The organism is Faecalibacterium tardum (assembly GCF_040096515.1).
Classification (GTDB): domain Bacteria; phylum Bacillota; class Clostridia; order Oscillospirales; family Ruminococcaceae; genus Faecalibacterium; species Faecalibacterium tardum.
In genome coordinates, this window is sequence record NZ_JBBMEO010000001.1 from 416,029 (window position 1) to 431,243 (window position 15,215).

Below are 15,215 nucleotides of genomic sequence, written 5' to 3' on the forward strand. Positions count from 1 at the left end.
GTTACTCCAAAGTAAAGGTCAGGGTGTATTCGATCTCGTGGGGCTTGCTCATGGCAACGGTGTCGGCGGTAACAGCCAGCGGGGTGCCCAGAGCAGCTACCGGGATCTCAAAGGTAGAGTTGCCCTCGGTGTTGGTGGGCAGATACTTCTCACCATCCACGATCATGTAGTCGTAGTTGGGGCTGCTCCACACGATGGTAGCGGTCATCTTGCCATCTGCCACGGTCAGGGCAGCAGGGCTTTCTACGGTGGCGCGGCCGGAGCCGCCCTCCAGCACCACAGCAGCGGTGTAGTTGCCGTCTGCGGGGGTCTCAGCAGTCTGCTCGGTCTTAGGCTCGGCATTGCGCACGCTCACGGTGTGGTCATACCACTTGCCCTTGGTGCCCAGCAATGCCAGCTGGAAGTCGGTGTCCAGTGCCTCCACCGGGATGTCGTATCCGTACACTTCTTCGGTGGAGCCATCCGCGTAGGTAACGGTGTCCACGGTGGGGATGAGCCATGCGGTCTTGTTGGCCTCGGCGTCGGCGGCAAGGCCGGGGTAGAGGTTCACAATCTTTTTGGAAGCCAGACTGACGTGAAAGGTCATCACGCCGTTTTCCACGGTCAGGGTGCCCTTGCCGTTGCAGGCTTCACTTGTGTGGAACATACTGCTGTCGGTCTCGAAATCAGCGGTGTACACGCCGTCCGGCAGAGCGGTTTCGGCCACAGCAGAGGAAGCCACCACGGAGGAAGCCGCTTCAGAGCTTGCGGCAACGGAAGAAGCGGGAGCAGCAGTCCCGCCGCAGCCTGCCAGAGAAGCAGCCAGCACCACGCCGGCCAGAGAAACGGTAATAAACTGTTTGCAGCGCATAAAATAAATACCTCAGTATCATAAATTTTGACCCGGAATTTGGCTTTCCGGGGTAGGGGGCATGTTCTCCTCGCGCGGGGAACGCGCCCATAAAAGAAGCCCTCTCCGTGTGCAAGGCAGCGCCGGAGAGGGCTTCTGAATCCATTAGCCGTTCAGAAGATCCATAGCGGCCTTGGTATGTGCAATGTACAGCTGCTGGATATCCGCAATGCGGCCCAGACCCGAGATCTGGCAGTCCACATTCTCAAAGCAGCCTGCGGCGGTAAACTGGCTCAGCCAGCTGTCGGCGTCCTCACCGGCCATGTCGTTGTTGGCGTGGTCGCCTGCCACCACCATCAGCGGGCGCAGAATGACCTTAGTGTAACCGGCAGCCTTCACAGCCTCGATGATGGCCTCGCAGGAGGTCTCCTCAGGCTCGCCCTCCACCGTGCCGATGAACACATTGTCGTAGCCTAAGGTCTGCATGGTGGTCTGCATCTGGCTGTAGCTCACCTTAGCGGTGTGGGAGGTGCCGTGACCCATAAAGACGAAAGCGGTTTTATCGGCAGCGGCAGCAGCGGCGCTGTCGTAACCGGCTTCCTTCACAGCGGCAGCGGTAACGGCCTTGGCAACAGCTTCCTTATCTGCATTGATGACGGAAGCATCTGCGCCCACCTCGCCCAGCAAGGGCTCAGCCACAGCAACGCTCTCAAACTTGTCGCGGTACTGGTCCAGCATCTCGTTCATCTCGTCGTACTCTGCACCGTGCATCAGATGGGTGGGCTGCACGATCAGGTTCTTCACGTCGTTTGCCACAGCGCGGTCCAGCGCCTGCTGCATGTTGTCGATCTTCTCGCCATCGCGTGCCTGCACATGGTTGATGATGATCTGTGCGGTAAAGGCGCGGCGCACGCTCCAGTCGGGGTAGGCGGCCTGCAAGGCGTCCTCAATGCCCTTGATATCGGCAGCGCGGCTGTCGTTGAAGGAGGTACCGAAGGACACCACCAGCAGCTCGTTCTCACCAATGTCATCGGCGTTGCGGGCATCGTCCTTGGAGGCATCGCCGGTGTCGCGGCCGAAGTAGTCGGGGTCAGCGTTCTCGCCCTCCACCAGCTCCTTCTGGGCATCGGTCAGGGCGTCCCATGCAGACTTTGCGGCTTCACACTGGGCATCGGTGTCGTCGGTGCGCTGCTGCACATAGATGGCATCGATCAGGTCTGCCACGTTCTGTGCAGCCAGTGCGTCAGCGTCTGCGCCGGAAGCCTCGCTGCTGGCGGCAGAACTGGCAGCAACAGAGGAAGCCGTGCTGGAAGTAGCCCCGCCGCAGCCGGTCAGTACACCGGCGCACAGAGCCAGAGCGGTCAGAGCGGCCGCCGTTTTGCGGATGTTGCGTTTTTTCATCTTGCTTTTCCTTTCCTGATGTGGGTGAAATACGGCGCCGAACAGAAGGGTACAGGAAAGAGAACCTACAAAAAACGGGGCCTTTTGCTTGCGAAATGGCAAAGCAAAAAGGCCCCGTATCTTACAGGCTTTTTGGTACAACCAATTCCTCGTGATCTGGGGCGGCAAAGCCCCGGTACCAACAGCAGGCAGGTTTCCTGACTCAAAGCTCAACGCCCGCTGCCGCCTTCCCAAGCCGGATGGCTCAGTGACCGGTGCAAAAGCACCCTGACAGTGGACTCCCTTATCACAGTGACGAGATCGTGCAGGATTTGCACCCGCTTCCCTTTTAACGTTCCTGCCGCCGCCCGATGGGGCAAAGTGACGGAACGCACCTGTTGTTTTCTGTTCAGTTCGACAAAAAGTATAGCACAGCCCCTTACAAAACGCAAGAAAAACCGGAGAAATGCTTGACCTTCCCCCCGTTGGAAGGTGTATACTTGGCTCAAAACTGAAAGCAAGGAGGCAGCTCATGTTAAAGATAGAACATCTGACCAAAACCTACGGCGGCAAACCCGCCGTGCAGGACCTTTGCCTGCATATCCGACCGGGGGAGCTGTGCGCCTTTATCGGCCACAACGGTGCGGGCAAGACCACTACCTTAAAATGCTGCTGCGGCATCCAGCAATTCGATGCCGGCGAAATTTATGTGGACGGTATTTCTGTACGGGATGACCCGCTGGAATGCAAGCGCCGCTTGGCCTACCTGCCGGATGACCCGCAGCTGTACGAGTATATGACCGGCATCCAGTACCTTGATTTTATTGCGGATATCTTTGGTGTAAGCGCCGCACAGCGGGTGCAACGCATCCGGCAGTACGGCGATGCCTTTGGCCTGACGCAGGACCTTGCGCAGTCTATCGGGGCATACTCCCACGGCATGAAGCAGAAGCTTGCCATCATTGCGGCGCTGCTGCACGAGCCAAAGCTGATTTTAATGGACGAGCCTTTTGTCGGGCTGGACCCACTAGCCTCCCATCAGCTCAAGACCCAGATGAAAGCCTTCTGTGCGCAGGGCGGCGCGATCTTCTTCTCCACCCATGTTTTGGAAGTGGCCGAAAAGCTCTGCGACCGGGTGGCTATTCTGCGCAAAGGCCAGCTGGTGCGCGAGGGAGCCATGGAGCAGGTGCGCGGCGATGACACGCTGGAAGAGGTCTTTCTGGAACTGGAGGATACGGGGGGAGCACTATGATCCGTGCATTGCTCAAAAAACAGCTTCTGGAACTGGGCGCGGCCTTTGTGCGCAGCAGCAAAACGGGCAAGCGGCGCTCCCGGGCAGGGACGCTTGGCTACGCATTGCTGTTTGCGGTGCTGATGCTGCTGGTCATGCTCAGCTTTGGCTCAATGGCGCTGCCGCTGGCGGTAACGCTGGTGCCGCAGGAGCTGGACTGGCTCTATTTTGTGCTGATGGAGCTTTCGGCGTTGATGGTCAGCGTGCTGGCAAGTGCCTTTACCAGCTACGGGCATTTGTTCCGCTGCCGGGATAACCAGCAGCTGCTGGCACTGCCCATCCCGCCGGGCGCTATTTTTGCGGTGCGCTGCGGCGGGGTGTACCTGACCGGGCTGATTTATCTGCTGCTGGCATGGGTGCCCTCGGTGGTCTGCTATGCACTGGCAGCACCCCGCCCCGGCGGAGCCCTGCTGGCAGCGCTGCCGGTGGCACTGGCGCTGGCGGGAGTTTCCATGGTGCTGGCCGTTCTGCTGGGCTGGGCGGTGGCGCTGCTCAACCGCCGCGCCCGGCACAAAAGCCTTGTCACCGTGGTCGGTACGCTGCTGTTTCTGGCGGTCTACTATGCAGTGTTCCAATGGGTGGGCAACGCGGTAGATGCCCTTGCGCTGGATGCCGTGCAGGCGGGCGCATCGGCAAGCCGTGCTGCTGCACCGCTGCGTCTGCTGGGTCTGGCAGCAGTGGGCAACGTCCCGGCGCTGCTGCTGTTTCTAGCGCTGGCTGCGGCCTGTATGGCGCTGTGCGGTAAGGCGCTGGCAAAGCCCTATCTGCGGCTTTTGACCTTTGAACCGGGCAGAGCCAAAGCGGAATACCGCGCAAAGATACAAAAAAAGCAGCCCCCGCGCCGGGCATTGCTGCGGCGGGAACTGCTGCATCTGGGAGCTTGCCCCATGTGGCTGCTCAACTGTGCACTGAGCAGTCTGCTGTTGCCGGTGCTGGGCGCAGCAGCACTGTGGAAGGCCGCAGACCTGCGCGCCTTTACTGCTGCTTACCTGCCGGAGAGCCTGCCCATGCTGGTGTGCGGGATGGTGTGCGCCATAGCCGCCATGAACTTTATCACAGCGCCGTCGGTGTCGCTGGAGGGGGGCACCCTCTGGCTGCTGCAAAGCCTGCCGGTGTCTCCGCAGCAGGTACTGCGGGCAAAGGCAGAGCTGCAATTGCTGCTCACGCTGCCGGCGGCGTGGCTGTGTGCCGGGTGTGCCATGGCGGCGCTGCGCATTCCGGCAGGGCAGGGACTGCCGGTGCTGGCTGTGCTGGCAGCTTTTGTGTGGCTGACGGCGCAGCTGGGGCTGGCTTTGGGACTGTGCCTGCCCAACCTCCATTGGGTCAGCGAAGCCGCCGTGGTCAAGCGGAGCGCCGCCAGTATGCTGGCGATGTTCGGCGGGTGGCTGCTGGCGGGCGGGGTGCTGTTTTTGCCCCTGACCTTACTGGACTACGCCGTGCCGCCGCTGGCAGCACAGGGGTGTTGTCTGGCGGTGCTGCTGGGGCTGGATTTACTGCTGCACCGCTGGCTGTGCACCCGCGGTGCAGCCCGGTTTGCCGCCCTGCACTGAGGTGGGATGATTGGGAATGCTCTCCGCTTTGCTTTGGACATATTCAGCGGAAAAATCATTTGAATAGAGCAAAATCGGGCAGCCTGCGGACTGCCCGATTTTGCATTTTCACGGGAGGGAACGTAATGGAAAACAGCCACTGCCGGCAGACCAGTGAAGCTTTTTGTTTTGCAGTTATAGCGCGTCCAATGCGGTACGGGCGGCACGGATGTTTGCTTCGCTGGTCTGCCAGATCTCAAACTCCGAAAAGCCCGGCAGACCCATGGGCACGCCCTGCCGCCGGAAGGTCATGCGGCTGTCCAGTACCTGCTTGCCGGAAAGATGGAACGCCCGGGCACCGGTCTGAGCGGCAAGGGCGGGGATGTTGTCAGCTGATACGCCTGCACCTACCAATATTTCCACTTCCTGCCCGGCAGCTTCCACCAGCTGCCGCAGCAGGGCAGCGCCCTGCGGGGCGCTTGCGGCCTGTCCGCTGGTCAGAATGGTGGCAAGCCCCAGCTGCTTTGCGGCTTCCAGTGCGGCAAAGGGGTTGCAACAGACATCAAAGGCGCGGTGCAGGGTGCAGTCCACGGTGCGGTGTGCTTTTTCTGCTGCCTGCCGGGCTGCGGCGTAGATAGGGCGCAGAGCATCGGTGTCCAGCGCCCCCGCCGGGGTCAGCACGCCGGTCACGATGCCGTCGGCACCGGCGGCTACCAGCTCGGCGGCGCATTCGGCCATCTGTGCCAGCTCGTAGCGGTCGTAGCAGAAATCGCCGAAGCGGGGACGGATAAGCGCCCGCACCGGCAGACCGGTCTCAGCCTTGACCTGACGCAGCAGGGCAGGGGAAGGGGTGGTGCCGCCGATAATAAGGTCGGCGCACAGCTCTAACCGGTCAGCGCCGCCGCGTTTTGCCGCCAGCGCGCTGGCGGTGCTGTCTGCGCAAACTTCCAAAGTGCAGTGCATAGCGATACCTCCATCTACAAAAAATGATTTTGAATGGCCGTCGCGCTGCTTTGGCCATTTTCAGCGGAATGAATACTTTAATTTATCAATGGGAAAATCTGCGGATTTTCCCATTGATTTTTTTACAGGGGAAAGCAAAAGAAAAGTGCTTTTGTTCGATGCTGTGTTCTAAAAAAGGCTGTTGCGCCATGATATGTGCAACAGCCTCGGGGAATTATGGTTTATTTTACGCTTTCAAGGAAGCGGACAAAACCGGCGCGGCCTGCTTCATCCAGCTTGTACACACCGGCATCGGCCAGCACCTGTGCAAACACATGACCAACCTCGTCCTGCAGGATGGTGTGGACGTTGTCGGCGCTCAGTTCCGGGTGCTTTGCAAGGATCTCTTCCGCCCACTCGGCGTGCTTTTGCAGGGCTTCGGGGTACTCTGCGGTGGGCAGGTGTGCCACCAGCACATCGGCAAGGTCAAACAGCTCCTGCTTCAGGCGGCTGGGCAGCACGGCCAGACCCATCACCTCGATGAGGCCGATGTTCTCCTTTTTGATGTGGTGCAGCTTTGCATGGGGGTGATACACACCCAGCGGATGCTCCGGGGTGGTGATGTTGTTGCGCAGCACCAGATCAAGCTGATACTTGCCGTCCCGCATCCGGGCAATGGGGGTGATGGTGTTGTGCGGCTCGCCGTCGGTCTCGGCAAAGATAAAGCAGCTCTCGTCGGTGTAGCCGCGCCATGCAGTCAGCAGCTTATCAGCCAGTTCTACAAGGCGTGCATCGTCCGCGCAGGTCAGGCGAATGCAGCTCATGGGCCAGTGCACGATGCCGGCCTCCACATCCTCAAAGCCGGGGAATACCCAAGCCTTTTCAATGGGGGCTTTAGCCATGGCAAATTCGTAGTGACCACCCTGGAAATGGTCGTGGCTCAGGATGCTGCCGCCCACGATGGGTAAATCAGCGTTGCTGCCCACAAAGTAGTGGGGGAACAGACCCACAAAATCCAGCAGCTTACGGAAGGTCGCCCGCTCGATCTTCATAGGGGTGTGCTGGTTGTTGAACACGATGCAGTGCTCGTTGTAGTAAACGTAGGGGCTGTACTGCAAATTCCACGCGCTGTCGTTGATGGTCAGCGGGATGATGCGGTGGTTCTCGCGGGCGGGGTGGTTCATGCGGCCTGCGTAGCCCTCGTTCTCCGCACACAGCTGGCACTTGGGGTAAGCGCTCTGGGGTGCAAGCTTTGCGGCGGCAATGGCCTTGGGGTCTTTTTCCGGCTTGGACAGGTTGATGGTGATATCCAACTCGCCGTACTCGGTCTTGGTGACCCACTTCAGATCGCGCTTGATGCGGTAGCGGCGGATGTAGTCGGTGTCCTGACTGAACTTGTAGAACCAGTCGGTGGCGGCCTGCGGGCCCTCGTTCTCGTACCGCTCCTCAAAGTTTGCGCGCACGATGCTGGGGCGCGGGGTCAGCACACCCATCAGCTTGGTGTCAAACAGATCGCGTGCGGTGGAATTATCCTCGCACACGCCGCGGGCAACGGCATCGTCCACAAGGGTCTTGAGGATGCTTTCCAGATCAGTATAGCACACCTCGCCGTCTGGGGCGGTAAAGTCGTCCAGCTGCATGGTCATCAGTAGCTGGTTGCGGATATAGATCTCGTCATCGGGCAGAATCAGCCCGGTGTCCAGCCCGTAGTTCACGAGCTGCTGGATGGCGGTGGAGATCACAGCACAGCACCTCCCTCAGGACGGATGCTCAGCACATGGCAGCGGCCAGCGCCGAGGATCTTTTCCATGTTGGCCTTAAAGTCTGCCAGCATCTCCACCGGCACAAAGGCCTGCACCGTACCGGCAAAACCGCCGCCGTGCACGCGCACAGCGCCCTTACCGCCCAGATAATGCTTGGCAGCGGCGATGGTCACAGCCACCTCCTGATGCTCCTTGTAACCGGCGGGGATGACGTTCTGCAGGTATTCCCAGCTGCTGTCGCCGGAGGCGGTCACCATCTGCAAAAAGGCATCAAAGTCGCCCTCGCGCAGGGCAGCTACCTGCTGGGGCACGCGGTCATTATCGGCGTAGAAGTGGAAGGCGCGCAGCACAGCGCGGTCGCCGCACTGCTTGCGGCAGGCCGGGATATTTGTAAGGAAGGTCTCAAAGGGCACGTCCCGCAGCACCTCGCCGCCGCACACAGCGGCCACAGCGCGGCACTCGTTGGGGATGGCGGCGTACTCGTCGGTCAGGTCGGCGTGGTCTGCACCGGAGTCCAGAATGCACAGTGCCAGACCTGCCTTGGAAAAGTCCACCTGCACCGGCTCCACGTCTGGGTTTGCCTTGTCGGCAAAGTCGATGGTGATAATGTTGCCCACGCTGGAGGCCATCTGATCCATCAGGCCGCAGGGCTTGCCAAAGTAGACATTTTCAGCCCACTGGCCGATCTGTGCAATGGCAATGGGGGAGACTTTTTCATCCATGAAGCAGTCGTTCAAAATCACACCGACCAGCACCTCAAAGGCGGCAGAGGAAGAAACGCCGCTGCCCTTGGGCACGTTAGAGGAAATGTACACGTCCAGACCGGACAGCTTTGCGCCACGCTGACGGAAAGCCTCACACTCGCCGCGCAGTAGGGAAGCAGTGGTGTTCTCCTCCTCCTTGCGGGCAGTCAGGTCGTCAAGGTCGATGACGCAAAGGTCGTACCCCTCGCTCTGCACGCGCAGCTGGTTCAGGCTGTTGGGGGCGGCAGCAGCGATCATGTCAATGTTCACGCTGCCAGCCAGTACACGGCCATGCTGGTGGTCGGTGTGGTTGCCGCCGATCTCGGTGCGGCCGGGGGCACTATACAGACCGGCCTCGGTGTGTGCGCCGAAGGTGGTCTCTAACCCGTCCAGAACAGCCGTATAACGGGCTGCCTGTGCAGGGGTCTCGTCGGGGGCGCAGCAGTACAGCGCAGCCAGACGCGCAGCGTGTGCGCCCTCGGTCAGTTCCTGCTTCCAGGTGGAAATGGACTTCATCATGGAAATTTCCTCCTACTATTATGATCGGAAAAGTCGATGCAGCCGTTCGCAGCTGCCGTAACTGCTTCTATAATAGTCAAATGCAGCGCAAAAAACCATGTGTTATTGTTGCATCTCGATGAAAAGTTGCAAAAAGCGTCTGTGCAGCCCAATCGACTGCTGTCGAACAAATAAAATAAAAGTTTTTCGGGCAAATCAAAATGCTTGGCATAAATGCACACAAATCCCGGAATTTTGAGCGCAGCGCCCAAAAAAGACGGGATGGAAAATTGCACTTTGCACAAAAAATACCCCCGCACCGATGCAGCCATCGGGTGCGGGGGTGTGGTTCAGCGGGTAAATTCGCTGCCGGTCAGGCCGTCAAGGTTCAGCATTCCTTCCAGTGCGGCAATGTCGGCGTTCACGTCCAGCGCGTCGGCTTGGAACAGCTTGTCCAGCTGGTTTTCAAAGGCGGTCACCAGCAGGTCCATGCTGCGTTCAATGCTGTGCTTGGCCTCGGTGATGTTCGTGCCCTCCACTGCCTGCCCGGAAAGGCTGGCGTAGGTGTTCAGCAACTTGAGCGCGGTAGGCAGATAGTAGTTCATAAACTTTTGCAGCTGCGCTTTTTTGTCCGGGTCTTTTTGCGCCAGCGCAAAAATGCGCCCGCTGACCTCTTCCAGCCGGGAGATCTTCCCGCTCATCACCGGGTCGGGGATGGCATCGTTCACCTCCCGCAGCTGGCGCAGCAGGGCGGCGTACTCGTCCTCTGCAGCGGGCTGAGCTTTAGGCGCCGGAGCAGGTGCGGGCTTTTTCGGCTGGGGCGCTGCGCCCCGCACCACCAGCGTGTCGGTGCGGTTATCAATGTAGGCATCCGCGCCGAAGTATCCGTGCTCGATGGCGCTTTTTACGGCAGTGCGTCCCCGGGCGGCGTCCACCCCGGCGGCGGCAAACAGTTCCGGCAGGGGGATATTATCGCGCTCGCCCACAACCTTATCCAGCAGCTGCTCCAGCTTGCGGGTGCGGTTCATCCGCAGACCGGTCAGCAGCGCGCCGCCGCCGCCAATGGCCATGACGATATCGGAAAACAGCTCCCCGGGGTCGGGCAGAATCTGCCATGCACCGATGATATCCACCGCATCCGTCACCCCGGCAAACAGAAACACAGCACCCATAATGGTGCAGAGGGTGGCAATATTCTTGTGCCATTGCTTGGCGCTCTTCTGCTCTGCCGTGGGAACATCCTGCCCGGGGAAAGGCGGCGTTTTAGGCGTGGGTGCGGGGTTTGGGGCGGGGCGGTAGTCACCCCGGGCACGGGCAGCTTCCTGTTCTTCCTTCTGCACCTTCTGGTCGATGCCTTTCAGGATAAACAACAGCACCCCCAATGGCCCGGACATCGCCATCACGATAAAGATGGCAATGGTGGGAATCTTTGCAAAATAATGTTTTCTCGGCTCCATGAAACAGATTTCCTTTCACAGAAAGATAAAAATAAAAGACCGCGTTCCACTCTATTATAGCGGAGCGCGGCCTTTTTGTTAAGGGGGTATTTCTGTGCGTGAAAAACTTACTTCATCAGGCTGCAAACGGCCTCGGCATAAGCGGCGGGGTCATCCACGGGCAGACCCTCGATCAGCTGTGCCTGTGCGTACAGCAGGGCGCTGTACTTGTTCAGCTTCTCGGTGTCGCCAGCCTCCTGTGCGGCCTTCAGGGCGGCAAACACGGGGTGGTTCACGTTCAGCTCCAGCACCTTGTCGCTCTTCACGCCCTCGCTGCCGGGCTGCTTGGACAGCACCTTCTCCATCTCAATGGACAGCGGGCCGTCAGAGCTCAGGCAGACGGGGTGATCCTTCAGGCGGGTGGAGACCTTGACCTCCTTCACCTTGCCGTTCAGCGCGTCCTTCATGGCATCGAACAGTGCCTTGTTCTCGGCGGTGGCATCCTCGGCGGCCTTCTTCTCCTCCTCGGATTCCAGACCCAGATCACCGCTGTTCACGTTCTTGAACTCCACGGTGCCGTCCTTGCCCTCGGCATCCTTGCGGGGGTAGCTGTGCAGGATCTGCAGGCAGAACTCATCCACATCCTCGGTCAGCAGCAGCACGTCAAAGCCCTTGTCCAGCACCAGCTCTGCGGAGGGCAGCTTTGCCAGACGGTCGGTGGAGTCGCCTGCGGCAAAGTAGATGTACTTCTGCTCTGCGGGCATCTTGTCGATGTACTCCTGCAGGGTGACCATCTTCTGCTCCTTGGCAGACCAGAACAGCAGCAGGTCGCGCAGCAGCTCGGCGTGCATTCCGTAGTCAGAATAAGCACCAAACTTGATCTGACGACCGAACTCCTTCCAGAACTCCTCGTACTTTGCACGGTCATTGTTCAGCATGGCGTGCAGTTCGTTCTTGATCTTCTTTTCCAGTGCGTTATGGATCAGCTTCAGCTGGCTGTCTTTCTGTAGCATCTCACGGCTGATATTCAGGCTCAGATCCTGACTGTCCACGATGCCCTTCACAAAGCTGAAGTAATCCGGCAGCAGGTCGGCGCACTTTTCCATAATCAGCACACCGGAAGCGTACAGCGCCAGACCCTTCTCGTAGTCCTTGGTGTAGAAGTCGTAGGGGCGGTGGCTGGGCACGAACAGCAGGGCATTGTAGTTGGCAGTACCCTCGGTGCGGCTCACGATGACCCGGGCGGGGTCGGCGTAATCGCCGAACTTATCCTTATAGAAGCTGTTGTACTCCTCATCGGTCACTTCGCTCTTCTGCTTCTTCCAGATGGGAATCATGCTGTTCAGGGTCTCCAGCTCGGTGTAGGTCTCCCACTCGGGCTTGTAGTCATCGGGCTTGGGGTCCGGTTCCGGCTTCTGACGGCTCTTTTCGCGCTCCATCTGGATGGGGTAGCGCACATAGTCGCTGTACTTCTTCACGATAGCCACGATGCCGTATTCGTCCAGGAAGTTGTCGTATTTCTCAGTGTCGGTATCCGGCTTGATGTGCAGAATGATCTGGGTGCCCACGGTATCCTTCTGGGCGGGGGTCATCTCGTAGCCGTCCACACCGGAGGACTCCCACTGCCAAGCCTCGTCCGAGCCATAAGCCTTGGAGATAACGGTCAGCTTATCGGCCACCATAAAGGCGGAGTAGAAGCCCACGCCGAACTGACCGATGATATCAATGTTCTCGTCCTTGTTGTCCTTCTTGAAATCCAGAGAACCGGAGTGTGCGATGGTGCCCAGATTCTGCTCCAGCTCTTCCTTGGTCATACCGATGCCGTTATCCTCCACGGTCAGGATGCGGTTTTCCTTATCGCGGGTGATGAGAATACGGAAATCGCTCTTGTTCATGCCCACGGAGGTGTCGGTCAGGCTCTTATAGTACAGCTTATCAATGGCGTCCGAAGCGTTGGAGATCAGCTCCCGCAGGAAGATCTCTTTATTGGTATAGATGGAGTTGATCATCATGTCCATCAGTTTTTTGCTCTCTGCCTGAAATTCTTTCTTGGCCATAATACAAAACCTCTTTTATCACATATTTGGTGCGCCGTACCCGGTAAACTGCCAGGGCACTTAGCACTCATAACTTCTGAGTGCTAATATACAACGACTCGCAGGGAAAATCAAGGCTTTTCATAAAAAGTTAAAAAAGTAAAAGATTTGCTGCCCCGGTGCACGAAATGGCGCGCCGGGATCGTTTGTTATATAAAGAACGAAATTTTTCCTGAAAAGCTTTCCCACTTTTGCGCGGACTGTGCTATAATGGAGCGAGTATGCCGGAAGGATGTGAGAAAATGTCAAAACAGGGCGATGCCGCTTACGCATGGTTTTTAAAGGGCTATAATTGCAGCCAGAGCGTGGTGGCGGCGTTTGCACCCCAGCTTGGCCTGACCGAAGAAACAGCGCTGCGCCTTTCCGCAGGCTTTGGCGCGGGTATTGGCCGGATGCGGGAGGTGTGCGGGGCGTTCTGCGGTGTGGTGACCGTGCTGAGCATGGTCTATGCTGACCCCGCCGACCCCAAGGATAAATCCCGGATGTACGCGCTGGTGCAGCAGGCGGCAGAGCAGTACCGCAGCCGCAACGGCGGCGGCAGCATCATCTGCCGGGAGCTGCTGGCAAAGGCGGGCGCTGCCCCTGCCGGGGGCACAGCGGCAGAGGACCGCACCGCAGACTACTATAAAAAGCGCCCCTGCCCGGAGTTGTGCCGCATTTGCGCCGACCTGTGCGCAGAATTTATTGCGGCGCACCCGGAGGGACGGCACGGATTTTATAAGGAGGATGTTTGAATGCAGATTGAACAACTGGAATTGACCGGCGGCGGTACGCTGACGCTCTACCTGCGGGAGAGCGTGGAGGCCATGCCGCATTTCCGGCAGCGCCCGCTGGTGCTGGTGGTGCCCGGCGGCGGCTATACCCACGTCAGCCCCCGGGAGGGCGACCCCGTAGCGCTGCAATTTGCGGCAGCTGGCTACCACACGGCGGTACTGCACTACGCAGTAAGGGAGAGCGCCCGGGATGCGCTGCCCATGCGGCAGCTGGCACAGGCCATCGGCCTTGTGCGGCAGCACGCAGAACAGTGGAATATTTTGCCGGATCAGATCGCTTTGTGCGGCTTTTCTGCCGGCGGGCATCTGGCACTGTCCGGTGCGGTGTGGGAGATCCCCGGCATGGCAGACCAGCCGCGCCCCAACGCCCTGCTGCTGGCCTACCCGGTGGTCACCGCCGGAGAATACGCCCACAGGGACAGCTTTGTGCAGCTGACAGGCACGCAGGATGTTGCCGCCCACCAGCGCTTTACGCTGGAGGATAAGATCACCCCCGCCACACCACCGGTGTTCGTCTGGCATACCATGGAGGACGAAACTGTCCCGGTGGAAAACACCTTGCTGCTGCTCAGCGCCCTGCACAAGGCAGGCGTGCCATGCGAAGTGCACCTGTTTGAAAAGGGATGCCATGGCACCAGCATCTCCACCCCGGAGGTGGATGCCGACAGCGCCCACCGCCACCACTGGGTCAAGCTTGCGGTGGAGTGGCTGAACGATACCTTTTCCTTCCATGCCTGAGATAACCGACTGAAACAGGAAAAGCGTTTGTAAATTTTGGCCGTACCTACAAAAAATTCACAAATAAACCGTTGACTTGCACAGGTGTATGCCGTATACTGTCCAACGGGGATAAAACCACGAAAGAAGGAAACAAAAATGGTTATGGATCCCACACTGCCGCGCATTAAGGTGCGCGACCTGCTTATGCAGGCATTTCTCACCGGCTGGGAGCGCTCCGATAAGAGCACCTCGCAGGACGAATACCTGCAAAGCTCCATTCAGGTTATTGAGATGCTTCAGGTGGAGCCGGAAAACCTCTACGCAGAGGAAGGCCTTGGCCTGCCGGATGGCGAAGAGGTGGATCATCTGGACGATCTGCTGCGCGCGGACGGCTTCTGGCTGTACTACGGGGTGGAAGCGGAAAACTTCTTCCTCATCCAGTGGTACCCGGACGAGGCTTCTGCCAATGCAAAGCTTGCTCAGCTGGAAGAGCTGGGTGACGGTAAGCAGTATCTGGTAGATTTGACCCTCAAGCGGGCAACCCCTTCCGAGGCTGAAAACTTCGGTAATTCTAACCCGGTGCAGCTCCGCTCCTGAACAAACGTTAACGTATTGAGTTGAAAGGAAATTTTGCTCATGCAGCTTTCTGTTACGGAACGCGAACAGCTTTATGCCATTTTGGAAAAATATGATCAAAATCCCAAGGTGCAGCAGATGCGGGAGTTCATCCAGCACGGGGACGTTACCACCTATCAGCACTGCAAGAACGTGGTGCTGGTCAGCTGGTGGCTGAACCATCGGCTGCATCTGGGTGCAGACGAGACCTCACTGGCTGTCGGTGCTTTCCTGCACGATTTTTATTTGTACGACTGGCATAAAAAAGGTACCTTCCATGGTATCCGTCGCCTGTTCGAGATGCACGGCTTCTCCCATCCGGGCTGCGCCTGCGTCAACGCAGAAAAGGTGTTCCATATCACCAAAAAGGAACAGAGCATCATTTCCAGCCACATGTGGCCGCTGACCTTCCGTCATGTGCCCAGCTGCCGCGAGGCCATCATCGTCTGCCTTGCTGATAAGTACTGCGCCGTGGTTGAAAGCATGTTCAAGCGCAGCCGCGTGGCTGCCGCCAAAAACGCCAACGGCGAATATGACGAGTGGTAAAACCGGATCATCGCAAATAACAGGAGCCGCTGCACCAAAAAGTGCAGCGGCGCC

13 protein-coding genes and 1 riboswitch are annotated in these 15,215 nt (G+C 58.8%); of the genes, 6 read left to right on the forward strand and 7 right to left on the reverse strand.

Annotated features, from left to right (window positions below; genetic code table 11):
* Window position 1 precedes the first annotated feature (1 nt).
* Both WMO44_RS02200 and WMO44_RS02205 read right to left on the reverse strand, forming a co-directional pair.
* A complete protein-coding gene (locus WMO44_RS02200) occupies window positions 2-850 on the reverse strand; it encodes an iron transporter (protein ID WP_118657694.1) in 849 nt (282 codons plus the stop codon).
* Between the two features lie 144 nt (window positions 851-994).
* Complete coding sequence (locus tag WMO44_RS02205) at window positions 995-2,230, reverse strand: sirohydrochlorin cobaltochelatase (protein ID WP_349151587.1); 1,236 nt, start codon at window positions 2,228-2,230, stop codon at window positions 995-997.
* A 170-nt stretch (window positions 2,231-2,400) separates the two neighbouring features.
* Window positions 2,401-2,620: riboswitch (cobalamin riboswitch) on the reverse strand.
* A 121-nt stretch (window positions 2,621-2,741) separates the two neighbouring features.
* On the opposite strand from WMO44_RS02205, the gene WMO44_RS02210 reads away from it, so the two are divergent.
* The gene (locus WMO44_RS02210; protein WP_349151588.1) at window positions 2,742-3,461 is read left to right on the forward strand and encodes an ABC transporter ATP-binding protein; all 720 of its coding nucleotides are present in this window, start codon (window positions 2,742-2,744) and stop codon (window positions 3,459-3,461) included.
* The gene (locus WMO44_RS02215) at window positions 3,458-5,050 is read left to right on the forward strand and encodes a hypothetical protein (RefSeq protein ID WP_349151589.1); all 1,593 of its coding nucleotides are present in this window, start codon (window positions 3,458-3,460) and stop codon (window positions 5,048-5,050) included. The genes WMO44_RS02210 and WMO44_RS02215 overlap by 4 nt, the downstream gene beginning before the upstream one ends.
* Before the next feature lie 174 nt (window positions 5,051-5,224).
* On the opposite strand, the gene WMO44_RS02220 is transcribed toward WMO44_RS02215, so the two are convergent.
* The 5 genes from WMO44_RS02220 to htpG all read right to left on the reverse strand — a co-directional run bounded on the left by WMO44_RS02220 (window position 5,225) and on the right by htpG (window position 12,468).
* The gene (locus WMO44_RS02220; protein ID WP_349151590.1) at window positions 5,225-5,992 is read right to left on the reverse strand and encodes a copper homeostasis protein CutC; all 768 of its coding nucleotides are present in this window, start codon (window positions 5,990-5,992) and stop codon (window positions 5,225-5,227) included.
* 221 nt (window positions 5,993-6,213) lie between these two features.
* On the reverse strand, window positions 6,214-7,713 hold the full coding sequence (gene galT / locus WMO44_RS02225; protein ID WP_349151591.1) for a UDP-glucose--hexose-1-phosphate uridylyltransferase: 1,500 nt from the start codon (window positions 7,711-7,713) through the stop codon (window positions 6,214-6,216).
* Window positions 7,710-8,996: a galactokinase gene (locus WMO44_RS02230; RefSeq protein ID WP_249248376.1), complete on the reverse strand. Its 1,287-nt coding sequence runs from the start codon at window positions 8,994-8,996 to the stop codon at window positions 7,710-7,712. Before WMO44_RS02230 ends, galT begins: the two co-directional genes overlap by 4 nt.
* A gap of 329 nt (window positions 8,997-9,325) precedes the next feature.
* Window positions 9,326-10,432 carry a 5-bromo-4-chloroindolyl phosphate hydrolysis family protein gene (locus WMO44_RS02235; RefSeq protein ID WP_349151592.1) on the reverse strand — a complete coding sequence of 369 codons (1,107 nt, stop codon included), beginning with the start codon at window positions 10,430-10,432 and terminating at the stop codon, window positions 9,326-9,328.
* Between the two features lie 107 nt (window positions 10,433-10,539).
* Entirely contained in the window at window positions 10,540-12,468 is a 1,929-nt protein-coding gene (htpG, locus tag WMO44_RS02240; protein ID WP_349151593.1) for a molecular chaperone HtpG, read from the reverse strand.
* Between the two features lie 281 nt (window positions 12,469-12,749).
* Between htpG and WMO44_RS02245 the strand changes: the two genes are divergently transcribed.
* From WMO44_RS02245 to WMO44_RS02260, 4 genes are all read left to right on the forward strand, one after another.
* Window positions 12,750-13,241: a C-GCAxxG-C-C family protein gene (locus tag WMO44_RS02245; protein ID WP_349151594.1), complete on the forward strand. Its 492-nt coding sequence runs from the start codon at window positions 12,750-12,752 to the stop codon at window positions 13,239-13,241.
* Entirely contained in the window at window positions 13,242-14,018 is a 777-nt protein-coding gene (locus WMO44_RS02250) for an alpha/beta hydrolase (protein ID WP_118657684.1), read from the forward strand.
* A gap of 138 nt (window positions 14,019-14,156) precedes the next feature.
* Entirely contained in the window at window positions 14,157-14,597 is a 441-nt protein-coding gene (locus WMO44_RS02255; protein ID WP_349151595.1) for a hypothetical protein, read from the forward strand.
* A 39-nt stretch (window positions 14,598-14,636) separates the two neighbouring features.
* Window positions 14,637-15,161, forward strand: a complete 525-nt coding sequence (locus WMO44_RS02260) for an HD domain-containing protein (RefSeq protein ID WP_349151596.1) — start codon at window positions 14,637-14,639, stop codon at window positions 15,159-15,161.
* The last annotated feature ends 54 nt before the right edge of the window (window positions 15,162-15,215 follow it).